The 24,599-nt window shown below is 66.0% G+C and carries 25 protein-coding genes; 19 read left to right on the top strand and 6 right to left on the bottom strand.

Going from position 1 to position 24,599, the window contains the following annotated elements:
• Positions 1–15 precede the first annotated feature (15 nt).
• Positions 16–525, top strand: a complete 510-nt coding sequence (locus tag HV798_RS05585) for an SRPBCC family protein (protein WP_175191715.1) — start codon at positions 16–18, stop codon at positions 523–525.
• Here HV798_RS05585 and HV798_RS05580 read toward each other — a convergent pair.
• Positions 503–1,111, bottom strand: coding sequence for a fumarate hydratase C-terminal domain-containing protein (locus tag HV798_RS05580; protein ID WP_246288591.1), 609 nt, complete (start codon positions 1,109–1,111; stop codon positions 503–505). The genes HV798_RS05585 and HV798_RS05580 overlap by 23 nt on opposite strands.
• Before the next feature lie 2 nt (positions 1,112–1,113).
• Positions 1,114–1,986 (bottom strand): fumarate hydratase, encoded by an 873-nt coding sequence (locus HV798_RS05575; protein ID WP_175191716.1) that lies wholly within the window; start codon positions 1,984–1,986, stop codon positions 1,114–1,116.
• 187 nt (positions 1,987–2,173) lie between these two features.
• Here HV798_RS05575 and HV798_RS05570 point away from each other — a divergent pair, with 187 nt between their 5' ends.
• The gene (locus tag HV798_RS05570; RefSeq protein ID WP_175191717.1) at positions 2,174–3,196 is read left to right on the top strand and encodes a ketopantoate reductase family protein; all 1,023 of its coding nucleotides are present in this window, start codon (positions 2,174–2,176) and stop codon (positions 3,194–3,196) included.
• A 3-nt stretch (positions 3,197–3,199) separates the two neighbouring features.
• Here HV798_RS05570 and HV798_RS05565 read toward each other — a convergent pair whose 3' ends face one another.
• The 3 genes from HV798_RS05565 to HV798_RS05555 are packed head-to-tail and all read right to left on the bottom strand — an operon-like array spanning position 3,200 to position 5,674.
• Positions 3,200–4,015, bottom strand: coding sequence for a cupin domain-containing protein (locus tag HV798_RS05565; RefSeq protein WP_175191718.1), 816 nt, complete (start codon positions 4,013–4,015; stop codon positions 3,200–3,202).
• Positions 4,016–4,070: 55 nt separating this feature from the next.
• Positions 4,071–4,697 carry a flavin reductase family protein gene (locus HV798_RS05560; RefSeq protein WP_175191719.1) on the bottom strand — a complete coding sequence of 209 codons (627 nt, stop codon included), beginning with the start codon at positions 4,695–4,697 and terminating at the stop codon, positions 4,071–4,073.
• A gap of 14 nt (positions 4,698–4,711) precedes the next feature.
• Entirely contained in the window at positions 4,712–5,674 is a 963-nt protein-coding gene (locus HV798_RS05555) for an amidohydrolase family protein (RefSeq protein ID WP_175191720.1), read from the bottom strand.
• A gap of 277 nt (positions 5,675–5,951) precedes the next feature.
• On the opposite strand from HV798_RS05555, the gene HV798_RS05550 reads away from it, so the two are divergent.
• The 6 genes from HV798_RS05550 (at position 5,952) to HV798_RS05525 (ending at position 11,309) form a co-directional block, all read left to right on the top strand.
• A complete protein-coding gene (locus HV798_RS05550) occupies positions 5,952–7,268 on the top strand; it encodes an MFS transporter (RefSeq protein WP_175191721.1) in 1,317 nt (438 codons plus the stop codon).
• Between the two features lie 21 nt (positions 7,269–7,289).
• Positions 7,290–8,021, top strand: a complete 732-nt coding sequence (locus HV798_RS05545) for an HpcH/HpaI aldolase family protein (protein WP_246288590.1) — start codon at positions 7,290–7,292, stop codon at positions 8,019–8,021.
• Between the two features lie 82 nt (positions 8,022–8,103).
• The gene (locus tag HV798_RS05540) at positions 8,104–8,871 is read left to right on the top strand and encodes a DNA-binding transcriptional regulator (protein WP_025138227.1); all 768 of its coding nucleotides are present in this window, start codon (positions 8,104–8,106) and stop codon (positions 8,869–8,871) included.
• The gene (locus HV798_RS05535) at positions 8,868–9,143 is read left to right on the top strand and encodes an Arm DNA-binding domain-containing protein (RefSeq protein ID WP_175191722.1); all 276 of its coding nucleotides are present in this window, start codon (positions 8,868–8,870) and stop codon (positions 9,141–9,143) included. The genes HV798_RS05540 and HV798_RS05535 overlap by 4 nt, the downstream gene beginning before the upstream one ends.
• Positions 9,140–9,688: an ureidoglycolate lyase gene (locus HV798_RS05530; RefSeq protein WP_175191723.1), complete on the top strand. Its 549-nt coding sequence runs from the start codon at positions 9,140–9,142 to the stop codon at positions 9,686–9,688. Before HV798_RS05535 ends, HV798_RS05530 begins: the two co-directional genes overlap by 4 nt.
• A 163-nt stretch (positions 9,689–9,851) precedes the next feature.
• Positions 9,852–11,309 (top strand): DUF1254 domain-containing protein, encoded by a 1,458-nt coding sequence (locus tag HV798_RS05525; RefSeq protein ID WP_175191724.1) that lies wholly within the window; start codon positions 9,852–9,854, stop codon positions 11,307–11,309.
• Between the two features lie 124 nt (positions 11,310–11,433).
• Here HV798_RS05525 and HV798_RS05520 read toward each other — a convergent pair whose 3' ends face one another.
• Positions 11,434–12,129, bottom strand: a complete 696-nt coding sequence (locus tag HV798_RS05520) for an XRE family transcriptional regulator (RefSeq protein ID WP_175191725.1) — start codon at positions 12,127–12,129, stop codon at positions 11,434–11,436.
• Positions 12,130–12,402: 273 nt separating this feature from the next.
• On the opposite strand from HV798_RS05520, the gene HV798_RS05515 reads away from it, so the two are divergent.
• From HV798_RS05515 to HV798_RS05465, 11 genes are all read left to right on the top strand, one after another.
• On the top strand, positions 12,403–12,990 hold the full coding sequence (locus HV798_RS05515; protein WP_246288588.1) for a hypothetical protein: 588 nt from the start codon (positions 12,403–12,405) through the stop codon (positions 12,988–12,990).
• A 264-nt stretch (positions 12,991–13,254) separates the two neighbouring features.
• The gene (locus HV798_RS05510; protein WP_049076510.1) at positions 13,255–13,722 is read left to right on the top strand and encodes a phage tail tube protein; all 468 of its coding nucleotides are present in this window, start codon (positions 13,255–13,257) and stop codon (positions 13,720–13,722) included.
• Between the two features lie 5 nt (positions 13,723–13,727).
• Positions 13,728–14,201, top strand: a complete 474-nt coding sequence (locus tag HV798_RS05505; protein WP_175191726.1) for a phage tail assembly chaperone — start codon at positions 13,728–13,730, stop codon at positions 14,199–14,201.
• Positions 14,201–14,491, top strand: coding sequence for a phage tail assembly protein T (locus HV798_RS05500; RefSeq protein ID WP_175191727.1), 291 nt, complete (start codon positions 14,201–14,203; stop codon positions 14,489–14,491). The genes HV798_RS05505 and HV798_RS05500 overlap by 1 nt, the downstream gene beginning before the upstream one ends.
• A 56-nt stretch (positions 14,492–14,547) precedes the next feature.
• Entirely contained in the window at positions 14,548–15,855 is a 1,308-nt protein-coding gene (locus HV798_RS05495; RefSeq protein WP_175191728.1) for a phage tail tape measure protein, read from the top strand.
• Positions 15,856–15,857: 2 nt separating this feature from the next.
• A complete protein-coding gene (locus HV798_RS05490; RefSeq protein ID WP_175191729.1) occupies positions 15,858–16,196 on the top strand; it encodes a phage tail protein in 339 nt (112 codons plus the stop codon).
• A 5-nt stretch (positions 16,197–16,201) separates the two neighbouring features.
• Positions 16,202–18,862: a pyocin knob domain-containing S74 family peptidase gene (locus HV798_RS05485; RefSeq protein WP_175239465.1), complete on the top strand. Its 2,661-nt coding sequence runs from the start codon at positions 16,202–16,204 to the stop codon at positions 18,860–18,862.
• Between the two features lie 3 nt (positions 18,863–18,865).
• Positions 18,866–19,594: a phage minor tail protein L gene (locus tag HV798_RS05480; RefSeq protein WP_175191731.1), complete on the top strand. Its 729-nt coding sequence runs from the start codon at positions 18,866–18,868 to the stop codon at positions 19,592–19,594.
• Positions 19,595–19,596: 2 nt separating this feature from the next.
• Positions 19,597–20,376, top strand: a complete 780-nt coding sequence (locus HV798_RS05475; RefSeq protein WP_175191732.1) for a C40 family peptidase — start codon at positions 19,597–19,599, stop codon at positions 20,374–20,376.
• A complete protein-coding gene (locus HV798_RS05470) occupies positions 20,373–20,978 on the top strand; it encodes a tail assembly protein (RefSeq protein ID WP_175191733.1) in 606 nt (201 codons plus the stop codon). The genes HV798_RS05475 and HV798_RS05470 overlap by 4 nt, the downstream gene beginning before the upstream one ends.
• Positions 20,975–24,595: a TipJ family phage tail tip protein gene (locus HV798_RS05465; protein WP_175191734.1), complete on the top strand. Its 3,621-nt coding sequence runs from the start codon at positions 20,975–20,977 to the stop codon at positions 24,593–24,595. Before HV798_RS05470 ends, HV798_RS05465 begins: the two co-directional genes overlap by 4 nt.
• Positions 24,596–24,599 lie beyond the last annotated feature (4 nt).

Below are 24,599 nucleotides of genomic sequence, written 5' to 3'. Positions count from 1 at the left end.
GCCAAGGAGCCCCGCATGCAGATCGAATCCCGTTGGCTGTTTCCGTGCGAGCCGCATCATATCTGGCCGCATTTCCTGCATGCCCGCATGGACGACACCCGGCCGCTGCTGTTTCGCCTGGGCGTGCCCAAGCCCATCAGCTGCAAGGTGCTGGAAGGCGAGGCGGCCGTGGGCAACACGCGCCAGTGCACCACCGACCGCGGCACCATCGATCAGCGCATCCTGATATTGCAGCCGGACGAGCGCCTGCGCTACCAGATGCAGAAAAGCACCGTATGGTGTGCGGACTGGGTCGGCCTGCTGGTCGATACCTTCGAACTGCGCGAGGTGCCCGGGCGGGGTACCGAAGTGCGCCGCACCACCCAGTTCGAAGCCGCGGGCAATTTGCGCTGGGCCAAGCGGCTGGGCCTGTGGGCAGGCCTGCGCCAGGCCCATGCCTACGCCAGCCGCAACTGGCGCCGGCTGGCCATGCAGGCGCAGTTGGCCGAGGCGCAGGCCAGGCTCAACGGTGTCCCAATGCGCTGACGATCGTCGGCAGGCGGGCCGAGGCCTGCTCGTGCAGCTGGGCATACAGGCTGTTGCCGTGCGCATCGATCGCGACGGTGGCCGGCCCCAGGTTTTCGACCTCCAGGGTCAGCAGCCGGAATTGCGAAATGTATTCGGTCCAGTGCATGGCCACCACCCGGCGCAATGACCGCGACAGCAGATTGACCCCGCCTCCCAGGAACGACAGGTACGCGCAGCCGGATTCGCGCATCGCCTGTGCGCTGGCCGCATCCAGCCCGCCCTTGCCGCCCACCAGCCGCAGGCCCAGGCCGCGGATCAGCGTTGGCATCCACGGGTTGTAGCGCGTGCTGGTGCTGGGGTTGAGATACAGCGGCACCGGACCATCGGCGGTCTCGTCGACATAGGTGCTTAAGTGAAAGAACGCGCCGCCCTGAAGATCGAGCGGCGGCGGCTCGCCCTGCGCCACCAGGTCCGCCAGGCGGCGGTGGGTCGGCAGGCCGATGCTGACGGTGATCTGGCCCGACAGGCACACCATGTCGCCCAGTTTCAAGTCCAGCACCTGCGCGGGCGTCAATGGCAGTTGCAGTGTTCGCATGGCGGGCATGGTCAGTCCTCGAGGAATTCGACGCGGCCGTCGCCGTGGATGCGGGCCGCGGTACGCCGGTTGATCCAGCAATTGATGCACACGGCCACCGGCACGAAGCCGTGGCTGGCGGCGTAGTCCACATGCACCGCCATGACCGAGGTATCGCCGCCCGTGCCCATCGGACCGAACCCCATTGCGTTGACGGCATCGCGCAGGCGGTGTTCCATGCGCGCCAGCGCAGGTTCCGGATTGGTCTGGCCAAAGGGCCGCAGCACCTGTTCCTTGGCCAGCCGGGCGGCGTAGTCGAAGGTGCCGCCGATGCCCACCCCGATCACCAGCGGCAGGCAAGGCTGCGAGCCGGCGCGCAGCATGGTGTCCAGCACGAAGCGCTCGATCTGCTCCAGCGTCGGGTAGACGAATGCATCGATGGCTTCCCAGCGGCCGGTGCCCATCGCCTTGGGGGCACAGACGATATCCATGAAGTCGGCGTCATCGAGCAGGTCGACGCTGACGATCGGCATGTCCTTGCCGGCATAGCTGCGTTCATGGGTCAGGGGGTTGGTGACCATCTTCAGGATCGGCGGCGAGATGTGAGCCGCCAGATCGGCGAAGCCGTCGCGGATGGCGGCGCGCACCGGGCCGTCGAACTGCACGCGCGTGCCGATCTTCAGGCTGTAGGTGGGTATGCCGACGTCGGTGCACACCAGGGCATCGTCGCGCTGCGCGCCATCGGCGCTTTCCAGCATGATCGCCAGCGTGGCGCGGCCGGTAGGGCTGGTTTCCGTGCGGGTCGCCCGCTGCAGAAAGGCGCGGGTGTCGCGCGGAATCGTCTTGAGCGAACGTTCGTAGAGCTGGGCCGTGACGCGCTTTATGGTTGCGCTGCTGATGGGCATATCGGGTTCCGGAAAAGAAAAGGGCAGCCCGGGATGGCAGGGCAGATCCCGAGGGAGGGCATTTGCGTTTGGGACGCGGTTTTCCCCCTGGCCAGATTTCGGCAGGAGAAATCTGGCCAGAAAATGCTGGACGGCCAGGGCGGCGTGAGGACAATGGGCAGACCTTGTTTCTGCTGCTGACGCTTCCATGAATCAGACTTCCATTTCTGCCCGTCGCATTGCCATCATCGGGGCCGGCGCCATCGGCGGCCATTTCGCCGCGCGCCTGGCCCTGGCCGGACATCGTGTGTCGATGCTGGCGCGCGGCGCCACCTTGCAGGCATTGACGGCATCGGGGCTGCGCTACGCCGCACCGGGCGAACCGGAACGCACGGTGCCCGTGAATGCCTGCGCGGACTGCGCCGCCATGGGTCCGCAAGACCTGGTGGTCATCGCGCTCAAGTCGCATGCCCTGCCGGGCGTGGTCGATTCGCTTGCGCCGCTGATCGGTCCCGAAACCGTCGTGCTGCCCGTCGGCAACGGGCTGCCATGGTGGTATTTCCTGACGCCCGGCAACCCGCTGCAAGGGTTGCGCCTGGCCAGCGTCGACCCCGACGGCCGAATCGAACGCGCCTTGCCGTTGGGGCAGGTGCTGGGCGGCAGCGTGATGGCGTCGTGCAGTTGCCCGGCCCCCGGTGTGGTGCGGCACCATAGCGGCGGCAAGGTCGTCATCGGCGAACCCGCGGGCGGCGCCAGCGACCGTGCCAGCGATTGGGCACAGGTGCTGACGGCGGCCGGCTTGCCCACCACGGCCAGCACCGACATCCGCCGCGATCTCTGGATGAAGCTGCTGGGCAACGCGTGTTCCAACCCGCTCAGCCTGATCACCCAGGCCACCACGGACCGCATCGTCGACCACCCCGGCACCCGGGCCGTGTTCAAGAACCTGCTGAGCGAATGCCTGGCGCTGGGCCGCCGCGCGGGCCTGACGCTGGATGTCGACGTCACGCAGCGCATCGCCCAGACGCGCGAGCTGGGCGCCATCAAGACTTCGATGTTGCAAGACCTGGAAGCCGGCCGCTGGGTCGAGCTGGACGCCATCCTGGCCGCGCCGCTGGAATGCGCGGCACGGCTGGAGTTCGACGCGCCCTGGATGCGGACGGTGTTCGCGCTGGCCGGACTGCGGGCGGCACAAGCAGGTCTGTATGGCGATCACGGCGTAGCGGGCTGAGCGTCAGGGGCGGCTGTAGTCGGCGGCGTTGGCCACCCAGCCTTTGCCGATGAAGTCCTGGCGGGGCGGCGAGAATACGTCGATCAACAGGTGCCGCCCCGGCCCCACGCCCTCGGTGGTGTGGATCATCTGCACCGGAATCGTCATCATCGATGCGGGTCCGGCTTGCAGGTGCAGGTCGTCGCGCCACTGGTCGGCGTCCGGGCCCCATTGCACCCGCAGGTGGTGAATGAAGTGCCCATCGATGGCCAGTGAGCCTTGTTCGAAATCGGCGTGGCTGTGCGGGCTGAGGCTGCTGCGATCGCGCGCGCCCTGGTATTCGACCCAGTTGATGCTCAGGGTTTCGGTCTGCAGCATCTTCAAGCGCGGTTTGTCGGCCGGCGGCCGGATGGCATCAATGGCAATCACCTGCAATTCACCGGTGCCGCGCATACGCCGATAGCCACTGTCGCCGGCCACGATGCGAGGGTCTGGGGCTGCGTAGTCGGCCGCGTTGGCGATGCCGTCCTGCGCCAGGTCCGGCCGTGACGATGCGAGCAGGGCGGCGCGCACTTTGGGCTTGAGCTGCACTGCCGCGTCGCCGGCAGGCAAGACACAGACGCTGCGGCCGGGCACGGCTTGCCAGTCGCCGTCGCCCACGCGTACCTGTGCGCCGTCATCGGGCAGCAACAGCAGCATTTCGTGGCCGCTGCGGGCGGGATAGGGCGTTTCGCGGCCTTCCAGCCATTGCACGAAGAAATTCTGGCCGCGTGCCACGGCGCCAGGCGCCAGGCCATAAACGGCAGTCTCGCGGACGGCATTGTCGGAAAGCGTAGTCATGTGGGGAATCCGTGGTGTGCAGAAAAGGAAGGGAGTCGGTCGGGGTTCGTGCGCGTCAGTCGCGTCGCGGGCTGGGACGGCCCAACACGTCCAGGGGGCCGACCGTGGCGTAGCGGTTGCCGTCCAGGCGGGTCAGAGGTTCGGTGCGGGCCGTGTCGAAGTAGCCGTCGGCATCGACATAGCGTTCGTCCAGGTGCACGCCCACCACCAGGCCAAGGACGACGTTGCTGCGGGTGTCGTCCGGGCCGATGGGGTCGATGTCGATGATGCGCAGCAGCCGGCATTCCATGCTGGCCGGCGACGCTGCCACCCGCGGCGGCTTCACCAGCACGCAGGGCGCTTTGGCCAGGCCGGCCAGTTCGAACTCGTCGACCCCGCGCGGGGCATTGAACGAACTGGCGTTCATGGGCTGGCGCAACGACCAGGTCACCAGATTGGTGACGAATTCGCCGGTTTCGCGAACATTCGCGATGGTGTCCTTTTCAGGGCGGTCGGCCGGCGCATTGCACGAGAACATCACGACCGGCGGCGCGGTGGACACCAGGTTGAAATGGGAAAAGGGCGCCAGGTTGACGCGGCCCAGGGCATCGACCGTGCTGATCCAGCCGATGGGGCGCGGCGCCACGATGGCATTGAACAGCGTGCGTTTGAAGCCAGGGGTGGCGGCGGGGTCCAGGAACATCGTGGCGTCTCCGGTCAACCGCGCGCGTTGGGCTTGGCGAACACGCGCTTGCCAGTCTGGTACAGCACGGCGTCGCGCTCGGCGTCGGTCAGCAACGCCGTGGCCGCCAGCATGCGCTGCACCATGTCCTGGTAAGTGCCGGATGACGTGCCGATGTCCGACCCCCACATGATGCGGTCGGCGCCGAACAGGTCTACGGCGCTGCGCAGCGCCTGGTCCGCGGGCAGGCCGGCTTCGCGGTACAGGTCCAGGTTGATCGAGGTGAACTTGAAATAGATGTTGGGTTCGGCGGCGAGCGGTTCGAAGCGTTCGTCCAGGCCGAAGTTGGCGTCTTCGGCTTCGGGTTCCAGCATATGGTCCAGCACCACCCGCAACCGCGGATGCCGCCGGGCCAGCGCGATGATGGCCGGCACCGATGGGCCGCCGCCGCCGGCGGCCAGCACTTCGATGTCCATCACGATGCCGTGTTCGTCGGCCACGGCCCACGCCTGCAGCGCGCGGGGGGAATCCAGCCACGGCATGCTGCCGTCGGCCTCGCGGCCGCCGAACAGGCGCACGCCGACCAGGTCGTGGCGCGCAATATAAGACCGGATCAGGTCTGGCGTGCCGGCGTCTTCGGCGTCAAGAATGACGACGGCGGAAAACGTGTCGGGATGCGCGTCGGAAGAATCCAGGATGTAGCGGTTGTCGTAGCGGTAGACCATGCGCTTTTGCACCGCCACCGCGCCTTCGACGCCGGCTTCGCGCATCCAGGGCAGCATGCGGGATACGTCCGGGATCTCGTTGATCGGGTGGTCGCCGTGCTTGCCGCCGGGCAGCCCGATCACGCCGGGCGGGCGCGGCGGCGCCAGCGGCGAACGCTTCATGGGATTGCGCGGGTAGCGGGTCTGGTCGTCGGCGACCAGATGGGCGTGCGAATCGAAGATCCGCTGGGTGGAACGCGGCGAAGAATCGAGTTTTTCCAGGTGGGCGGGCATTGTTTGTCTCCATGCAACGGTGCCAATCCTCCCACGCGGCCAGCCGCCATCCAAGCACGTTTCCGAGACTTTCCGCGTGGCGAAATCACGCGTGGGGGGCGATGCATAAGACCAATCCTAGGCCTCGATTCCGCCACGCGAAATGTCCAAGATTCGCGCTTGGAAAGGGGCGTGTTGGCGGCATAGGATGGCTCGCCGTGGTGGGCTTGAACCTGCCTCGCATCCATCAAATAAAGGCCGGCACTGCGCCCGGCCAGCCCGCAGCAACGGAGAAGACATGGAAACAAAAGCGGCCGCCGCGGCCATCGCGTACAGCGCGCAAGACGAAGCCCTGATACGGCAGGTGTGGTGGCGCATCATGCCGCTCATCCTGGTGACCTACCTGGTTTCCATCATCGACAAGGCCAACGTCAGCTTCGCCAAACTGCAGATGGTGAGCCAGATCGGCCTGTCCGAAACCGCCTATGGCCTGGCGTCGTCGCTGTTCTTCATCGGCTATCTGCTGTTCGAGATTCCCAGTGCGCTGGCGGTGCACCGCTACGGCGCACCCAAGTGGTTCTTTCGCATCATCCTCAGCTGGGGTATCGCCACGGTGCTCATCGCCTACGTGGCCTCGGGGTCGGCCTTTGCGGCGCTGCGGTTCCTGGTTGGCGCGGCCGAGGCCGGCCTGTATCCGGGCGTGGTCTATTACCTGTCGGTGTGGTTTCCTCGCCGCTACCAGATCCGCGCGCTGGCACTGCTGACGCTGGGCAGCGCCCTGGGCAACATGCTGGGCTCGGCATTCGGCGGACTGCTGCTGTCGCTCGATGGCCTGTGGGGCCACGCGGGCTGGCAATGGGTGTTCCTGGTGACCGGCGTGATGGCGTTGGCGCTGGCGCCGGTGGTGCTGTGGCTTCTGCCGCGCAATATCGAAAAGGCCGCATTCCTCGCGCCGCAACAACGCGACAGGCTGGCGCAGATGGTCGCCGTCGAAGCGCCGGCCGCTCGCCACGAAGGCAGTGTGTGGGCGGTGTTGAGCGACCGCAAGGTGCTGGTGCTGGGCGCCGCCTACGCGCTGCTGCTGACGTCGCTGTACGGCATCATCTATTGGCTGCCCACCGTCATCAAGGGCTTTGGCGTGTCCAACAGCCTGAACGGCCTGTTGACCATGGTGCCCTGGGCGTTCACCGGCGCGCTGCTCTTGACGGTGCCGCGCCTGCTCAAGAGCGAACGCCATGTGCAGCTGGCTGCCGCCGTCATCGGCGCGGTCGGCGGGCTGGCATTCCTGACCAGCCTGCTGGTCGCCGACCCGGTGGTGCGCTATATCGCCATCGTGCTGGGTACGCCCTGCACGTCCTTGCTGCTGCCGTGCTTCTGGTCGCTGCCGTCCAAGTACTTCAGCGGCCGGCGCGCCGCCGCCAGCCTGGCCGCCATCAGCTGCATCGGCAACCTGGGCGGGTTCCTGGCACAGAACGCCATGCCGTGGTTGGGCAAGACCCTGGGCCACCCCAGCTACGCCATGCTGTTGCCGGCGTTCTGCCTGCTGCTGGTTGGCGTCATCGCGTTCATCATCCGCGCCACCACCACCCGCCAGCCGGCGCCGGTGGCTTCCTGATCCCTGTTTCCGCCCATCGCCATGCCTATCGACTCCCGCATTCCTGCTTCCCGCCAGACCGGTACCTTCGTCAAGACGGGGGCCCCTCAAATCATCGAGATCCTGGGCGGCGCCGGGCTGGATTTCGCCGTTGTCGACGCCGAACATGCACCGTTCGATCGCGCCACCCTCGACATCCTGGTCATCGCCGCGCGGTCGGTCAGCCTGCCGCTGTTCGTGCGCATTCCCGACGTGGCGCCGGCCACCATCCAGTCCGCGTTGGACCTGGGCGTGGACGGCCTGCTGGTGCCCCATGTGGATTCCGCAGAGGCGGCGCGTGTCGTGGTGGCCCGCAGCCGGTTCATCGGTGGCGAGCGGGGGTTTTCCAGTTCGCCGCGGTTTGCAGGCTACGGCGCGATGGGCATGAAAAAGGCCGTCCAGGCGGGCGATGGCACGGCCATCATGTGTCAGATCGAAAGCCGCGCGGGCTGTGACGCCGCGCGCGACATCGCCGCCGTCGACGGCGTGTCCGGGCTGTTCGTCGGCCGCGCGGATCTTGCCCTGTCCCTGGGCCTGACCGACGCCCGCGCTCCCGAGGTCATGCAGGCCACGGTGGATATTCTTGCCATTGCCCGCCAAGCCGGCAAGATTGCGGGCGTTGCGCTGGGCGACGCCGCCGAGCGTGCGGAATTCGAAAGCATGGGCGCCAGCTGGTTCGTGGTGGGTTCGGACCTATCGCTATTGCGCAAAGGCGCGCTATCCCTGATGCTCTGACGAAACTGCGATAATTCGCGTTTTCGACGGGTCCGCGCCGTGGTGGCTGAAGCGGGCCCGGACAACAGGGCAAGGCGATACGATGGGCGAGCGCGAGTCTTCGATCCGGGCAGTCGAGCGGGCGATTACATTGTTGCGCGCCTTGAACCAGATGCCCATTTCCACTCTGGACGGGCTGCATCAGCTGACCGCGCTGCCCAAGCCTACGCTTATCCGGCTGCTGCGCACCTTTGCCGACCAGGAACTGGTCGCACGCGGTTCCCGCCCTGGCGAATACCGCCTGCTCAACGGCGTCAACGCGCTCAATTCCGGCTACCACCATGTGCCGCGCGTCGTCGAAATCGCCTCGCCACTGGTGCGCGAACTGACCGAAGACATCAAGTGGCCGATCGCCGTGGCAATGCTCGACGTCGACGAAGTCGTCATTCGTTGCAGCACCATTCCCTATTCGCCGCTGTCGCTGCTGCATTCGTCCATCAACATGCGCCTGAGCCTGATCTCCCGGGCGTTGGGGCGCGTCTATCTGGCGTTCTGTTCGCCCGACGAGCAGGAGATGCTGCTCGAAGTCGTGCGCCAGCGTGGCCACCCCGAAGACCAGCTTGCGCACGATCCTGTGGCCGTCAAGGCCATGCTGGACGATATCCGGGCCTGTGGCTACGCGTTGCGAGACCCGGCCTTGCGCCCGGTTTCCGGTACGCTTGCGGTACCTGTCATGGCCCGCGAATTCGTGGCAGCGTCCATCGGGGTCACGTGGTTTTCGTCCGCCTTGACGCCTGCGCAGGCGGTTGAGCGCTACCTGGGGCCGCTGCAGGACGTGGCCCACCGCATATCGGAGCAATTATCGGCATGAACCAAGGGTTCGACGGCGTACGGCCGGCTTCCGAGTCGTCTATCGAGATCGGCTTTGTCTACCAGGGCCGGCATTGCGTGGAACGCATCCGCGTCAAGCCCACGGCGGCCAACCTGAAACGCGCGGCCGAGCGGCGTGCCGCGATCCTGGCCGCCATCGCCCGCGGCGACTTCGACTACGACGCCGAGTTTCCCAAGCGCGCCGCGTCCAGCCTGCGCACGCCATTGGACCCTTCCGCCCCGCCCACCCCTTCCACCAAGGACGACGCATGACCCGCGCTGCCGCATTGCCTGTACACGACCTGACCGACGATGCCTTCAAGCCCTATGGCTGGATGCTGGGCAAGCCCATGCCGCAGGGCAACGGCATCCCGCTGTTCAGCAACGACGCCACCGATTTCTGGCAAGAACACGTGTTCAACACCGGCGCGGGCGGCGATGCGGAAGTGCTGTGGGTCAACTACCGCAGCGCCTCGGCCGACATCGCCAGCCTGGAAAAGCACTTGCTGACGCAGCAGGCCATCGTGCCGCTGACGGGCAACATCATCCAGGTCGTGGCGCGCAGCGCGGCGGACGGCAGCCCCGACCTGTCCACATTGGCCGCCTTTCATGTGCCTCAGGGGCAGGGCGTGTGCATGCGGCCCGGGTGCTGGCATGCCACCCGCGTGACCGACGCTGAAGTCACCTGCCTGATGTTGACGCGCCGCTCCACCACCGTGGACCTGATCCAGCACCTGACCACCGACGCGGCCGCCACCGAAAGCGCCATCACGCCGATTCCCCCGGCCCAGCTTGAAGGGCTGCCCGTGCCCGGTTGAGGCCGTCTGGCGCCAAGGAATCAGACGGCAGGTAGTGCGGCTGGCGGGGCATTGTTTCACTATGGTCACAAAAAGTGTGCCAGAATTTCGGCCACTATTCCGTCTTGCCGCGACGCTGCCGCCATCTGGGCGTTGCCAACATCTGCCCATGTTGGAGCATCGAATGCGCGACCGCCTGGTTGGCACTGCCCTTTTTTTCACCTTGCGCAGCATGGCCGGTGTGGCGTTGGTAGCCGCGTTGGCAGGATGCAGCTTCACATCGCCCGACGCGGCCACGGGGTCGCAATTCGTCGGCATCGACGGCGTCTCGGCGCCCGAGGCGCGCCGCATCGCGAAAGAGGCCTATGTGTACGGCTACCCCATGGTCGCCAGCTACCAGGCCCTGTACGCCACGAATATCGATTCCGCCAGCCCGCAGTATCGCGGTCCCTTCAATACCCTTGACCATGTTGCGCGGGTGTACACGCCCGAAGATGCCGGCATTGCAGCGCCCAATCTCGACGTCGCCACGTCATCCGCCGTGCTGGACCTGCGGGCCGAACCGGTCGTGGTCAGCGTGCCGCCCATGGACTCCCAGCGCTATTTCGCGCTGCAACTGACAGACCTGTACGGCCAGAACTTTGCCTATATCGGCAGCCGCGCCACGGGCAATGGCGGCGGTCATTTCCTGATCGCCGGCCCGCGCTGGAAGGGTACGGCGCCCAAGCACGTGGCCAAGGTCCTCGTCGCCGAGACCGAGCTGGTCACACTGTCGGGGCGCACCTTGCTGTATTCCGCCTCCGACCTGGCCAACGTGAAGCGTATCCAGGCGGGCTACAAGATTCAGCCCTTGTCGGCCTTCCTGAAAAAGGCCGCGCCGCCCGCGCCGGCCCTTGTCGCGTGGATCGCACCCGAAGCCCCGGCGCAGATGCGCAGCTCGCTCGAGTTCTACAACCAGCTGGCCTTCCTGCTGCAGTTCGCGCCCGTCGAGCACAGCGAAAAAACGCTGCGCCGGCGTCTGGACAGCCTGCGCATCCGGCCGGGCGAACCCGTCGTGACCGATCGCATGAACCCCCGCTTGCGGAAGATGATGCAAGAAGGCATGCACGATGGCCAGAACGATATCGACAAGCGCCGCGTGGCGCTGGCCGGCAAGACCGACACGTTGTTCGCCGACCGCCGCACCTTCAAGAATGATTACCTGGCCCGTGCCACGGGCGCCCAGGTCGATCTGGGCGGCAGCAGCCGCGAAGAAGCGCTGGCTCCGGCGATCGACCAGGACAGCGCCGGGCAACCGCTGGATGGCGCGCGCGCCTACACCCTGCGCTTTGCGCCGAAAAGCTTGCCGCCGGTCAATGCCTATTGGTCGGTGACGCTGTATCAACTGCCCGGGCAAACGCTGGTGGCCAACGCAGCCAAGCGCTACACGATCAACGCGGCGACGCTGTCGTCGCTCAAGCGCGACCGCGACGGCGGCGTCACGCTTACCTTGCAACCGACATCGCCGGGCAAGGGCCAGGAGGCCAATTGGCTACCCACGCCACCGGGCCCGTTCATGGTGGCGATGCGCTATTACTGGCCCAAGCCCGCGCTGCTGGATGGCTCGTGGCAAACCCCGTCGCTGCAACGGGTCGCGCAGTAGGGGGAGTGCGGCGCTGCCGTGAATCAAGCGGGCGAATCGGGTGGCGAAGCGCCGGCCGCGCCAAGCAGGCCAGCACGCGTCGGATCGCACGCATGCGATCACGCGCCGCAGACGATCGCGCGCCTCAGAAATCGTCGCTGCGCCACACCTTCAGTACGCGCCCGAAAATCTGCAGGTCCATGTCTTCGGTGATGTCCCAGGCGTCGTACTTGGTGTTCTCGGATTTGGCGCGAATCAACAACCCCTGCGCGCTGGGAATGCGTTGCAGACGCTTGATGAACCCTTCGTTGCCCACCCGAAAGAAATAGATGCCGTCGATGTCGGCCTTGGCCACGCCCAGGTCCACCAGCAGCGGATCGCCGGGGTTGTACATGGGCCGCATGCTGTCGCCAAAGCCGGTGACCACGCACAGGTTGCCCACCGACGTGTAATGCCGCAGGTTCTTGTGCAGCCATTCCTGGCTGACGCGCAGGCTTTGGATCACGCCAGGCTGGTCGCGCAGTTCGACCCCGGCGCCCATGGCGCCTCCGGTATCGAAGCGCGGGATGCGCAAGTCGTCGGCCATGCCGTCGTCCAGACGCACCAGCGCGTCGGGCGCTGACAGCACGGTGTCAGGCGGGTACTGCGCGGCCTCATCCAGCAGCTGTTCCAGCGACAAGCCCAATCCGGCGGCCAGCCGAGCCGCGTATTTCGAGCGTTCGCTGTCGCGCCCTTCAAGCGCGGCGATGGTGCCCACGCCCACGCCTGTACGAGCTTCCAGCTGTTCCAGGGTGAGACCGAGCGCGGCGCGGTAGCGCCTGATTTGTTTTCCGAGAGCCATGGTGCGGACGCTAAACAGTTGTGGAATGTTGTGCAACAACAAGTGTTGAAAAGGCGATTATACACTTGTAGAATTCTAGGCATGAATTACCCAAAACGCGTGCTGTTATCAGACGGAAGCGTAGGTAGCGTTTCGCTACCAGAAGACTTCTCCCGACAACCTTTCCGACCGGCGATTGCGCCGGTCCGCGCACCAGGCGCCCGCGCGGCGCACTCCCGGGACAGCCCTCAGGCAAATCACCCCGGCAACGAACTCAACGGCAAGGAGCGGCATATGGATCAGGCGGCAAACATGGCATTGCGGGCACCGCAAGGCTGGGCAGTGGCGGCATCGCAGGCGGGGGCCGCGATTGCGCGCTCGATCGCCGCGCGGCCGGCGGGCAATGCGGACCGCACGGCCCGCGCAAGCATTCAGAAGGGGCAGGGCATGACGCGAGAAGAATCGGACCAGGTCGAAGCGTTGATCATGGAGTGGTATCACTGGAGCCGTGGCTACCGCCCCAAGTTGGGCGTGGGCCGAGTGTCGGCCTTTGCACGAGGCATGATGCCGGACGACGCCTACATCGACGATGAAGACATCGATGCGCGCCTGACCGCCGCGCGCGGTGAGCAGACCGAACTGTGCATCGACGAACTGCCCTGGCAGCAGCGCTCGGCCATCGGTGTGCACGCCGGCAACAAGGCGGCAGGGGCACGCGTATTCAGCAACCCGCGCATGACGCCCGAACAGCAGCACGCCGCCTACCAAGAGGCCAAGATCGCGCTGTTGCCCGCGCTGCGCCGCCGTTCGCTGGTGACCGCCCCGCAAGTGCGACACGCTGATCGCGCAAACGCTTGCAGCCCCTGCAAGGCCCGCGCATAATTCAGTCGTCGGGGCAAGTTGCGCCCGAAGAAAACAAACCCGCTGGCCTACACGAAACCCGTGCTTGCCCGCGGGTTTTTTCTTTTCAGCATCCGTGCAGCGCCGGTATCGCGCAGCGTGCGGGCGCTGCGGCTTCGACATTTCATCCTCAACACGCTGACCAGGCCTCGTGGCATTCGCCACGGGGCCTTTTTCATGGTTGCGCCGGAACCCCGGGGTAGCCACAGCTGCCCGCCCATGGCGGGCTTTTTTCTGGAGTCTGCAATGGCAGGTACTACCGTTTCGCAATTCGTTCAAACCCAAGGCACGCAGCTGGAAGTGTCCACCACGGCCACCGAAGACCTGGGTGCCGCCGGCCTGACCTACGCCGATCTGGCGATCACCATCAAGGACCCGAACTTCCAGGGCGGCCAGACCACCGAGATCGACGTCACCGTGCTCAAGTCCACGGCCAAGGAATACGCCCTGGGCCTGGACGACAGCGGCACCTTCAGCATGGCCGGCAACTGGAAGGCCGGCGACCCCGCCCAGAAGGCGCTGGTGGCCGCGCGCAGCGACAAGAAGACCCGCGCGTTCCGCGTGACCTTCGCCGACGGCGCCAAGTTCGAGTTCCTGGGCCTGGTCACCCAGTACCAGTGGCAAGGCCAGCTGGACAACGTCGTGTCCGCCACGTTCAACGTGCGCGTCACCGGCGCCGTCAAGCTGACCGACGCACCCGCCAACGGGGGCTGAGCGCCATGACGGACACGTCGATCAATGCCCTGGGCCGCGGCCCGGGCCTGCGCGGCTTGGCCGCTGACCCCCTGGCCGGCTTTCATCACGAAACCGTCACGGTGCCGCAATGGCAGGACGCGCGCGTCATCGTGCGTGCGCCCAGCGCTGGCGACCACCTGTTCCACATCCGCGCCATCTGGGCGGCCGCGGGCGTGGTGGCGGGCGAAGACAACGACACCGTGCGCGCCAAGCTGGATGCGCCGGGCGTGGATTACACCCGCGCCTCGGCCAGCCTGCTGGTGCGCACGCTGTTCGAGCAGACCGCCAATGGTCCGCAGCGTGTCTTTCGCGACGAAGACGTGGATATCGTCGCGGCGGCCTACGGGCTGGCGCACGCCACGCTGGTGGCCAAGGCGATCGAACTGGGCAACCTCGGGGAGGGGGCGCAAGAGCGCGCAAAAAAGCCCTCCAGGAAACGCCAGACCTCCGTTTCCTGATGGTCCTGGCGCTTCGGCTGGGGCGCACGCTGGGCGAGTTGATGCTGGCCATCGACACCCATGAACTGTCGTTGTGGCGCGAACTGGACCGCACGTCTCCCCTGGGCGACGAACGGGCCGACCTGCTCGCCGCCAGCCTGGCCGCCACGGTGGCGCAGGCTGCCGGCGCCAAGGTGCGCGCCACCGACATGCTGGTGCGCTGGGGCGCCGACGACGCGGAAACGCCGGCCGAGGCCGGTGCAGACGCGTTGAAGGCGTTCCTGCTGTCGAAGGTCAAGAAGGGGTCTTGACGACGTGTCCGGCCCGCGCAAGCGGGCCGGAGGCGACGCAATGAAAGAGGCAAACCATGGCAACAAGCAATTCCGGCGGGCTTTCCGCCAGCGACCTGGCACGGCTGGTCAACGCGACCAACCTGCAGACGGCCGCCTACAAGAACATGACGGCCGCCTGCAACGCGTATTCCAAGAGCGTGGCGCAGTCGACCGCGACGGCGAAAGCCGACACGACGGTGCAGCAGAAGTCTGTCGCCGAGCGCGACAAAGTATCGAAGGGACTGAACGAAGAGGCACGGGCGCAGACGCGTCGATCCGCTGCGGTCGAGCAGACACTGGCAGATCTTGATCGGACCTGGCAGTTGTTTGGCATAAAGACCGAAGAAGGAAAGATGCGGTATGAAACTCGCTCCGGCAAGTTCGCGGGGGAGGACGAGAAGACTCGGGAAGAGCTGCTTTGGCGTGCCAGGGAACTGGATCAGCAGCAGCAAGGCAAGGATCGACAGGCATACATCAACGGGATTACCGGAAAGGACCCGGCGAAAGACGCACAGATCATGCAAAAGCGTGACTGGCTGGAAGAGGCACGCAACACGGGCGAAATTACGGAAGGTCAGTACGCACAGTCGTTGAAGGGCCTGGAGGAGAAAAAGCCCGACGAAGACTTCATGTCCAAGCTGAACGGAAAGCTCGTCGAATCCGCGCGCGACGGAGCGGGAAAAATTCAGGACGTCCTGGGCACGAAGATGTACGACTTTGTCGCCGACAAGTTCGACAAGATGGGGCTCTCGTTCCTGAACAACGTGGCCAAGATGGCGACCTCAGCTGCCTCGGCCAAGCTGATGGAAACCCTGCTGGGCGGCGACTTCATGTCGGGCAAGAACGGGGGCGGACTGGGCGGCTGGATCGGTGCGGCAGGCTCGTGGATATCCGGCTTGTTTGGAAGCGGCGCCGGCGCCGGCGCGAGTGCGGCCTCCGGAGTGGCGCAGGCATTTCCAATCTCCATGAACGCCAAAGGCAACGCCTTCACCAACGGCATGGTCAGCAGCCCCGTGGCCTTCCCCATGGGCGTCATGGGCGAGGCCGGCCCCGAAGCCATCATGCCGCTGCATCGCGGCGCTGACGGCTCGCTGGGCATCCGCGCGGCGTTCCCCACTGTGGGTGGCGACACCGGCCAGATGGGCGGCGGCGTATCCGTCAACGTCTATGTGCAGGACGGCAACGTGAATTCCGAAACCGAGTCGGGCGAAGGCGGCTGGAAGCAGTTCGGCCAGCAGATCGGCGAATACGTCAACCAGCTGGTCGACCGCCGCATGACGCAGTCGTACCGCCAGGGCGGCCTCGCATGGCAGGCCAGCAACAACCGTTTAGCAGGGGCATGAGCATGGCAATCGAAACCTTCACTTGGTCGCCGCGCGTCAACCCGCAGGGCCGGACCAAGTTCCGCGTGTTGAACGTGCAGTTCGGCGATGGCTACAGCCAGTCGGCGGCCGATGGCATCAACAACAAGGTCGCATCCTGGCCGTTGCAGTTCGCAGGCTCGGCAGCGCAGATCAGTCCGATCATCGCCTTCCTGGACCGGCACCACGGCTATCGCGGTTTCCAGTGGCAGCCGCCGCTTGGCGAGCTGGGGTTCTATAGCGCGACGGACTACGACCTGACCGCGCTGGGCGGCGAGATGTACACGCTGGCCGTCACCTTCCAACAAGTCTTCAGGCCTTGAAAACCATGGCGAATACGCAACCCATCAATGTCGGCAAGACCGACAACGACCAGACGGGCGATCCGCTGCGCGTCGCCCTGCAGAAGGTGAACGGGAATTTCACCCAGGTGCAGGCAGCGCTGGACGCGGTCTGGAATGCCGCACCGCTCGGCGCCGCGGTGGACTTGAACACGGTCATCGCACCGGGCCGGTATCACCAGAGCACGAACGCCGCGGCACAGACCGGCAGCAATTATCCGCTCGCCAATGCAGGCTTTCTGGAAGTCGGCGCATCCGGCGACGGGGCGTTCGTGTACCAGGAATACACGCAGTACCGTTCGGGCGCGTATTCGCGGCGTTTCTGGCGGTCGTTCTATGGCGGCACCTGGGCGGCCTGGCAGGAACTGGCGCCGTTGTCGCAGAAGGGCGCCGCCAATGGCCTGGCCACGCTGGATGCGAGCGGCAAGGTGCCGGTCGGACAGATTCCGGCCGTGTACTCGGCCGTGTTGCCCACGACCGCGCATGACCTGAACGAGTACGTGACCCCGGGATCGTTCTATCAGACCACGGTCGCCGGTGCCACTGAGGGGGCCAATTACCCGGTCGCCAATGTGGGGTTCCTGGAAGTCACGGCCACCGGCACGCCTGTCGTGCAGGTCTACACCACACGCACCAACGTGCCGGCCGCCATGCAGCGATTCTGGCGTGTGCGCGTATCGACAACGAGCTGGTCAGTGTGGAAAGAGCTGGCAGACACCGCGACCGTGGTGTCGTATGCAGGGGGCATGATCGCCGCGCAAGACCTGAACAGCTACACGCAGCGCGGCCTGTGGGCTGTCGGCGGGTCGGCGATTGCCGCGGGAGGCTCCAACTTTCCAGTCGGGCAGTCGGGCTATCTGCTCGTCATGTCGGCTTCGCCGCTGGGCGGTCCTGGCGTCACCTCGGGCGTGTGCCAGGTCTACTACGCTGCCAATGGCAACAAGGTCTATAACCGTTCGCTGATCAACGGCAGCTGGTCGCCCTGGGTGGCCAGCCTGGATTCCAGTCTGCTCGCGGCACCGAGCGGCGTTGCAACGCTGGACAACAACGGCAGGATTCCGCCCGCACAGGTGCCGGCATTGAACGCCACGCCGCTGGGTGCCACCGAAGACCTCAATACCTATTCGACGCCGGGAGACTATAGCCAGAACGCCAATGCGGGTGCGACGACGGGTACGAATTACCCCGCCCCGCTGGCCGGCCTGCTGTCTGTGAAATTCGGCCCGGGCAGCAACAGCGCGGTGTATCAGGAATACACGACGTACACCTTGGCCAATCCGCGCAGGTTCATCCGCAATCGTTTCCTGGCCGCGGGCGTTGCGACCTGGGGCGCCTGGTTCGAGCTGGCGCGTGCCGACCAAGCCATGGCGCACGTCCTGCTGACGGGTGCTGCGGATGCCAACACGCTGATTGCCGACAATACGTTCTACACCTGGGCTACGGCCACGCCGCTGTCGGCGGGTTCGAACTGGCCCGCCAGCGCGGCCGTGAATGCAGGCTACATGAACGTCTACTGGTTGGCGGCGGGGACCGTGTGCCAGGAACTGTCGATCCTGTTTTCCGGCCAGAAGCCTCGCAAATATGCGCGCTACGGCAACCCCGTCAGCGGCACTTGGCAACCCTGGCTTGCCGTCGGCGCCTGGAGCAATGCGGTCCAGATGCCGATGGCGGATTGCGGCGACATCTACGTTGACGGCCTCGGACCACATCGCTGGAATGGCACGGCGTACACGCGCTTCGATCCGCCGGTCGCGGCGGATCTGTCGCTGCTGCAATCGAATGCCCGCATCCTGGGGAACTGGACGTGGAACCTGGCTGACACCAATGTCGCCGGGTTCAAGAAAAACGGAACAGGGCCTACCTACGTGCAGGCGTTCCCGGCGACCGGCAGCGCCATCAGCGGCTGGATTGCCAATAGCGCCGAAGGCCCGAATCGCGCCTATACCGCCTTGCGTATCGATGGGCAGGGCGGCGTTGTGTCGCTGGAAAGCGTGGGCACGGGCACCAGCCCGACCTTGCCGTTGGTATTCAGGATGGGGGCCTACCACGCCGGCCGCATCACGCCTGCGACGACGTGGGTACTTGGTCCCGATGCCGCCACCGGTCTGTACTGCCGTACGCAAGTCACCTTTGACGGCGCGGGCAGCCAGTACGGCACGGTCTACCGGCCCACGCAGGACGGATCGACGCTGGCGCTCGTGTTCCAGAGTTTCGTGGCCAATACGGTGGGGTCGATTCTGACGACGGCCACCGCCACCGTCTTCAACACGACGTCGGATTATCGCGTCAAGCACGATGTCGTGGACATGGGCGGCGCGTGGGCGCTGGAATCCGTCTTGCGCATGCGGCCGGTCCGATACAAGTGGAACGCGGACAACTCCAACGGCGAGGGCTTTATCGCACACGAGTTGCAAGCCGAGGCGCCGGACGCAGTGTCGGGCGAGAAGGACGCCATGTTGCGTATGCCCGGGATGGAAGAAAAACCGGCGTTGCAAGGCGTCGATCCATCAAAGATTGTCGCCCGCCTGGTGGCGGCGGTGCAGGAACAACAGCGGCAGATCCTGGCGTTGACCCAACGGGTCGAGCTTCTGGAAGGCCGCAGCGCAGTGACGCAAGCGATGGCGATGCCATCGGACAGGGAGAGTTAGAAAATGGGCATCAACGCAGACGTACAGAAACTGGAGCTGGGTGCGCTGGTAGAACTGTTCGAGCTGGACGCCAGCGAAATCGGCGGCGCCGTGCAGAGGTTTCACAGCTATACGCAGGTAGGCCCGATCTACTGGCAAGGCAAGCAGTACGACCCCTGGGCCATCCAGGCCGAAGGCTTCGAGCAGGTGGGTGAAGGCCAGCAACCGTCGCCCACCCTGCGCGTAGGCAACATCGGGCAGGACGAAAAGGGCAACCCGCTGGCCGGGGTGATCTCGGCCCTGTGCATCCACCTGGACGATCTGGTGGGCGCGCGGGTGGTGGTGCGCCGCACGCTGGGCAAGTACCTGGATGCGGCCAACTTCCCCGAAGGCAATCCCACCGCGGACCCGCAGGAAGAGCTGCCGCCCGAAGTGTGGATCGTGCAGCAAAAGACCGCGGAAACCGCCCAGGTGGTGGAATTCTCGCTGTCCAGCGCGCTGGACTTCAACGGCCAGAAGCTGCCCGACCGGCCGATCATTGCAGGCGTGTGCTCGTGGCTGCGCAAGGGCGGCTATCGCGGCCCGTATTGCGGCTACACGGGCAGCCGGATGTTCGACCTGGACGGCAAGCCCGTCAACGATCCGACGCTGGACCGGTGTTCCGGCCTGATGTCGGATTGCAAGAAGCGCTTTGGCGAATACGAAATCATCAACTTCGGCGGCTTTCCGTCCGCCGACCTGGTCAGGGGATAAGCATGCGCAAGAGCACGATGCAGGCCATCCGCGACCATGGCGTGGCGACGTATCCGCAGGAATGCTGCGGGCTGGTGGTCAAGGCCGGCCGCCGCGAATGGTATGTGCCGTGCCGCAATACGGCCGCCAGCGAAGAACATTTCGTCATGTCGGCCGAAGACTACGCGGCCGCCGAGGAAACCGGCAAGATCGCGGCCGTGGTGCATTCGCATCCGGATGCCGCGGCGGTGCCCAGCGAAGCCGATCGGGTGGCCTGCGAGGCCTCCGGCCTGCCCTGGTACATCGTGGCCGTGGACAAAGGCCTGGACGGCAAGGTCCGGGCCGGGGAAATCCGCGGCTTCACGCCTGAAGGTTTCCAGGCGCCGCTGCTGGGCCGCCAGTTCGCCCATGGCGTGCTGGACTGCTATTCGCTGGTACGCGACTGGTATGCGCGGGAACGCGGCATTCGCCTGCGCGACTTTGCGCGCGAGGACGGCTGGTGGGAACCGGGCCGGGCGGGCGATCTGTACATGGACCATTACGCCGAAGCGGGCTTTCGGCCGCTGGCGTCGGATGAAACCCTGGCGCCTGGTGACGTGGTGATCATGCAGGTGCGCTCCGACCGGGCCAACCATGCGGGCGTCTTCATCGGCGCGGAGCCGCTGGCCGAAGCGCCGGGCCTGTTCCCGCTGCCTGATGCCATGCTGCACCACCTGTACGGACGCGATTCCGAACGGGTGGTGTACGGCGGATTCTGGCGCGAGGCGACGCGCATCGTATTGCGTCATGGGGGGATGGCATGAGCGAAAAACTACGTTTGGTGCGGCTGTATGGCTGGCTGGGCGCGCGCTTTGGCCGCGAGCACCGGCTGGCGGTGGCCAGCCCCGCCGAAGCCGTGCGGGCGCTGTGTGCGCTGTTGCCCGGCTTCGAGAAAGCGCTGGCGCATAGCGACGCGCGAGGCGTGCGCTTTGCCTGCTTTGCCGGCCGGCGCAACCTGTCGGAAGACGAGCTGGCGTATCCGGTGGGCGGCGACGCCATCCGCATTGCGCCGGTGATGGCAGGTGCCAAGAACGGCGGTCTGTTCCAGACCGTGCTGGGCGCCGTGCTGATTGCGGCAGCGGCGTGGTACAGCGGCGGTTTGGCGGCGGCCTTCCAGGCTGGGGGCATGGTGCAGGCCACGGCGACGCTGGGCCTGTCGATGATGCTGGGCGGCGTCGCCCAGATGCTGTCGCCGCAGCAACGCATGCTAAGCGCCAAGGACGGCCCGGAAAACGGCGCGTCCTACAACTTCAACGGCCCCGTGAACACTACGGCGCAGGGTAACCCCGTGCCGCTGCTGTACGGGGAAATGTTCGTCGGCAGCGCCACGATCTCCGCAGGCATTTATTCGGAAGACCACGTATGAAACAACGACATCGCATCAGGAACAAGGCGCCCGCGGGCGCTTTTGCTTTTGGCGGCAAGCGGGCGGCCGGCAGCCAGGACCTTATCGGCCACAAGGGCAAGGGCGGCGGCGGCGGGCGAGCCCCGGTGGAATCGCCAGATAGCCTGCACAGCACCGCCTATGCGCGCGTCATCGACCTGCTGGGCGAGGGCGAGATCTACGGCCCCGTGCACGGGCTGGACAACGCCTTGCGCGACGTCTACCTGAACGGCACGCCCGTGGCCAACGAGGACGGCTCGCTGAACTTCACCGGCGCGTCCATCGACTTTCGCACGGGCACGCAGTGGCAGGACCCGCTGCCCGGCTTTCCCGCGTCGGAAAGCACCATCGGCATCAATGCCGAGCTGAAGTCCGGCCAGCCGTGGAACCGCCTGTTCACCAATCTGCAGGCATCCGCCGTGCGCATCACGCTGGCCGTCGAGGGCCTGAGCCAGGCGGATACCAAGAACGGCGACATCAACGGCTATCGGGTGGAATACCTGATCGAGGTGAACACCGACGGCGCCGGCTACCAGGTGGTGCTGTCCACCGCGTTCGACGGCAAGACCACGCAGCGCTATACCCGCTCGCACCGCATCGACCTGCCGCGCGCACGCCAGGGCTGGAACATCCGCGTGCGCCGCATCACGCCCAACGCCAACAGCAACACCATTTCCGACCGCACGGTGGTGGATACGGTGACCGAGATCATCGATGCCAAGCTGCGTTATCCGATGTCGGCCGTGGTGGGCATCAAGATCGATGCGTCGCAGTTCCAGAGCATTCCGACCCGCGCCTACCACGTGCGTGGCCGCATCATCCGGGTGCCATCCAACTACCACACGGACCTGCGCAGCTACGACGGTGTGTGGGACGGCACCTTCAAGCTGGCCTGGACCAACAACCCGGCCTGGGTGTTCTACGACCTGATCAGCAACGACCGCTATGGCCTCGGCACCCGCGTGCCCGCCGGCTGGCTGGACAAGTGGGGCCTGTACCAGATCGGCCGCTATTGCGACGAGATGGTCGACGACGGCTTTGGCGGCAAGGAACCGCGCTTCACCTGCAACGTCTACCTGCAGCAGGCGGCGGATGCGTACCGCGTGGTGCAGGACTTTGCGTCGATCTTTCGCGGCATGGCGTACTGGGCGAACGCCGCGGTGTTCGCGTCGGCCGACATGCCGGGCGACCCGGTCTACACGTTCTCGTCGGCCAACGTGGTCGAAGGCAAATTCAACTACGTCGGGTCCGCGCTGACCACTCGCTATACCGTGGCGCTGGTGTCCTGGAACGACATGTCCGAAATGGGCCGCCAGAAAGTCGAATACGTCGAGAACCGCGAAGGCATTGCGCGCTACGGCATCCAGCAGATCGAGGTGACGGGCTTTGGCTGCACCTCGCGTGGCCAGGCGCATCGCATCGGCAAGTGGATGCTGCTGACGTCCAACATGGAAACGCGCTCGGTGACGTTCTCGGTGGGCCTGGACGCCTGCCGCGTGCGGCCGGGCAGCGTCATCCGCGTGGCCGACCAGCATCTGGCCGGCCGCCGCATCGGCGGCCGCATCCACGAAGGCAGCGCCAGCAAGATCACGGTGGATGCTGAACTGGGCGTGCGCCCGGGCGACCGCCTGACGGTCAACCTGCCCAACGGTCTGTCGGAAACCCGCGTGGTCGCCAAGGCGGTGGGCACCGGCCTGACGGCGGACAACACCGTCTTCACGGTGGATTCCACTGAGTTGACGGCCGACCTGGTAGGCCTGCCCGGCACGGTGCTGCACATCACCGTCGCCACGCCGTTCTCGCAGGCACCGGAAGCGGATTGCGTCTGGACGCTGGAATCCGAAGTGCTGTCGGCCCAGACCTTCCGCGTGCTCAGCGTGAAGCGCAAGGAAGGCCTGGTGGCCGAAATTTCGGCTGTGCAGCACGAGCCCGGCAAATTCGACAACGTGGACTTCGGCACCCGCCTGGACCCCAAGCCCATCACGGTGGTGCCGCCGTCGGTGCAACCCGCGCCGACGAACATCCGCCTGGCCTCGCGCTCGGTGATCGACCAGGGCATGGCGCGGCACGTCGGCGTGATCAGCTGGGATGCGGCGCCGTCGGCCGTGGCCTACCAGGTGCAATGGCGGCGCGACCGGTCCGATTGGGTCGAAGCGGGCCGCACCGGTGCGTTGACGCTGGAACTGCCGGACATTCGCGCCGGTGGCTACATTGCGCGCATACGCGCCATCAACGTGGCGGACGTCTCGTCGGTCTGGGTCAATTCCACCGAGACGCAGCTGGAAGGCGACATCGCGCCGCCGCCCGCGCTGGCGTTGCTGGCCACCAAATCGCTGGTGTTCGGCATCGACCTGCGCTGGGCCTTTCCGGAAGGGCGCTTCACGGCGCAGCGTACCGAGATCTGGTACAGCGCATCCAACGACCGCGCCAGTGCCATCAAGCTGGGCGACTATGCCTTCCCGCAAAGCGCCCACACCTTGATGGGGCTGTCGGCCGGCAAGCGCTTCTACTTCTGGGGGCGCATCGTTGCGCTGAACGGCGAGATCGGCGCCTGGTATCCGGGCGAGCAGGGCGTGATGGGCGAGGCCAGCTGGCAGGCCAGCGAGATCCTGGAATACCTGAACGGCCAGATCAGCCGCGATGAATTGGCCAAGGAACTGGTCGGCACCATCGACGGCCTGACCGACGGGCTGGATGAAACCCGGGCGGCGATCACGGCCGAGGAAATCAAGCGCGCCGACGAGGACGGTGCGCTGTCCTCGCGGGTGGATACGGTGATGGCGACCGCCAACGGCGCGGCTGCCGGGGTGCAGGAGACCCGCTCGGCGCTGGTCGGCGTGGACGGCCAACTGAAGGCCACCTACAGCATCCGCGCCCAGATCACGCAGGGCGGCGATATCTACGCCGCCGGCATGTCGATGGGCGCCTACGCCCAACCCGACGGGACAGTGCAGAGTTCGGTGTACTTCCTGGCAGACCGGTTGGCGCTGTTGAACCTGGCGAACGGCCAGACCACCACGCCTTTCGTGATCCAGAATGGCCAGACCTTCATCAACGATGCGGTGATCGGCACGGGGCGGATCACCGACGCGATGATCCAGAGCCTGGAGGCCAACAAGATCAAGGCGGGGGTCATGAGTGCGGACCGGATCGATGCCGGGTCGTTCAACGCCAAGGTGGCCAATATCGGTCAGGCCTACATCAAGCGCGCGCACATCATCGACGCGCAGGTGGATACGCTGGCCATCGCCGGTAATGCGGTGACGATACCGGTGGCCTGGGGGGGTAAGGGGGCAGGCTCGGTGTCGCTGGTCAGCAATGTGGCGGGGCCCGCGATCATCATTGCCTACCGTGGCGGGTATCCGTCGCAGCCGAGTGCGCTGAGGATCTACGCGAACGGCAGCCAGCTGGATCGGGTGGAACCTGCCTACACCGCCACGACGCCCAACGAGGGCGGTGGCTTCATTTACAACACAATGCCCTTGTCGGTCATGGCGGTGACGCAGTTGCCCTCGGGAACGTCGACCATCACTGTGAACTCCGAGGGTGACACGGGCGACGCAGCGCTGCGGCTGCTTGTCTTGATGGTCAAGAGGTAAAGAC

This window comes from Achromobacter deleyi (assembly GCF_902859705.1).
GTDB lineage: Bacteria > Pseudomonadota > Gammaproteobacteria > Burkholderiales > Burkholderiaceae_B > Achromobacter > Achromobacter deleyi.
This window is presented reverse-complemented; position numbering and strand designations above follow the sequence as displayed.

Excerpts from the sequence above, each read along its gene's own strand:
- HV798_RS05485 (WP_175239465.1), top strand. The coding sequence starts at position 16,202 with ATGGCGAATACGCAACCCATCAATGTCGGCAAGACCGACAACGACCAG.
- HV798_RS05470 (WP_175191733.1), top strand. The coding sequence starts at position 20,373 with ATGAGCGAAAAACTACGTTTGGTGCGGCTGTATGGCTGGCTGGGCGCG.
- HV798_RS05555 (WP_175191720.1), bottom strand. The coding sequence starts at position 5,674 with ATGCCCGCCCACCTGGAAAAACTCGATTCTTCGCCGCGTTCCACCCAG.
- HV798_RS05550 (WP_175191721.1), top strand. The coding sequence starts at position 5,952 with ATGGAAACAAAAGCGGCCGCCGCGGCCATCGCGTACAGCGCGCAAGAC.
- HV798_RS05525 (WP_175191724.1), top strand. The coding sequence starts at position 9,852 with ATGCGCGACCGCCTGGTTGGCACTGCCCTTTTTTTCACCTTGCGCAGC.
- HV798_RS05570 (WP_175191717.1), top strand. The coding sequence starts at position 2,174 with ATGAATCAGACTTCCATTTCTGCCCGTCGCATTGCCATCATCGGGGCC.
- HV798_RS05465 (WP_175191734.1), top strand. The coding sequence starts at position 20,975 with ATGAAACAACGACATCGCATCAGGAACAAGGCGCCCGCGGGCGCTTTT.
- HV798_RS05540 (WP_025138227.1), top strand. The coding sequence starts at position 8,104 with ATGGGCGAGCGCGAGTCTTCGATCCGGGCAGTCGAGCGGGCGATTACA.
- HV798_RS05480 (WP_175191731.1), top strand. The coding sequence starts at position 18,866 with ATGGGCATCAACGCAGACGTACAGAAACTGGAGCTGGGTGCGCTGGTA.
- HV798_RS05585 (WP_175191715.1), top strand. The coding sequence starts at position 16 with ATGCAGATCGAATCCCGTTGGCTGTTTCCGTGCGAGCCGCATCATATC.
- HV798_RS05530 (WP_175191723.1), top strand. The coding sequence starts at position 9,140 with ATGACCCGCGCTGCCGCATTGCCTGTACACGACCTGACCGACGATGCC.
- HV798_RS05510 (WP_049076510.1), top strand. The coding sequence starts at position 13,255 with ATGGCAGGTACTACCGTTTCGCAATTCGTTCAAACCCAAGGCACGCAG.
- HV798_RS05565 (WP_175191718.1), bottom strand. The coding sequence starts at position 4,015 with ATGACTACGCTTTCCGACAATGCCGTCCGCGAGACTGCCGTTTATGGC.
- HV798_RS05495 (WP_175191728.1), top strand. The coding sequence starts at position 14,548 with ATGGCAACAAGCAATTCCGGCGGGCTTTCCGCCAGCGACCTGGCACGG.
- HV798_RS05475 (WP_175191732.1), top strand. The coding sequence starts at position 19,597 with ATGCGCAAGAGCACGATGCAGGCCATCCGCGACCATGGCGTGGCGACG.
- HV798_RS05560 (WP_175191719.1), bottom strand. The coding sequence starts at position 4,697 with ATGTTCCTGGACCCCGCCGCCACCCCTGGCTTCAAACGCACGCTGTTC.
- HV798_RS05535 (WP_175191722.1), top strand. The coding sequence starts at position 8,868 with ATGAACCAAGGGTTCGACGGCGTACGGCCGGCTTCCGAGTCGTCTATC.
- HV798_RS05580 (WP_246288591.1), bottom strand. The coding sequence starts at position 1,111 with ATGCCCGCCATGCGAACACTGCAACTGCCATTGACGCCCGCGCAGGTG.
- HV798_RS05545 (WP_246288590.1), top strand. The coding sequence starts at position 7,290 with ATGCCTATCGACTCCCGCATTCCTGCTTCCCGCCAGACCGGTACCTTC.
- HV798_RS05505 (WP_175191726.1), top strand. The coding sequence starts at position 13,728 with ATGACGGACACGTCGATCAATGCCCTGGGCCGCGGCCCGGGCCTGCGC.
- HV798_RS05520 (WP_175191725.1), bottom strand. The coding sequence starts at position 12,129 with ATGGCTCTCGGAAAACAAATCAGGCGCTACCGCGCCGCGCTCGGTCTC.
- HV798_RS05575 (WP_175191716.1), bottom strand. The coding sequence starts at position 1,986 with ATGCCCATCAGCAGCGCAACCATAAAGCGCGTCACGGCCCAGCTCTAC.
- HV798_RS05490 (WP_175191729.1), top strand. The coding sequence starts at position 15,858 with ATGGCAATCGAAACCTTCACTTGGTCGCCGCGCGTCAACCCGCAGGGC.
- HV798_RS05515 (WP_246288588.1), top strand. The coding sequence starts at position 12,403 with ATGGATCAGGCGGCAAACATGGCATTGCGGGCACCGCAAGGCTGGGCA.
- HV798_RS05500 (WP_175191727.1), top strand. The coding sequence starts at position 14,201 with ATGGTCCTGGCGCTTCGGCTGGGGCGCACGCTGGGCGAGTTGATGCTG.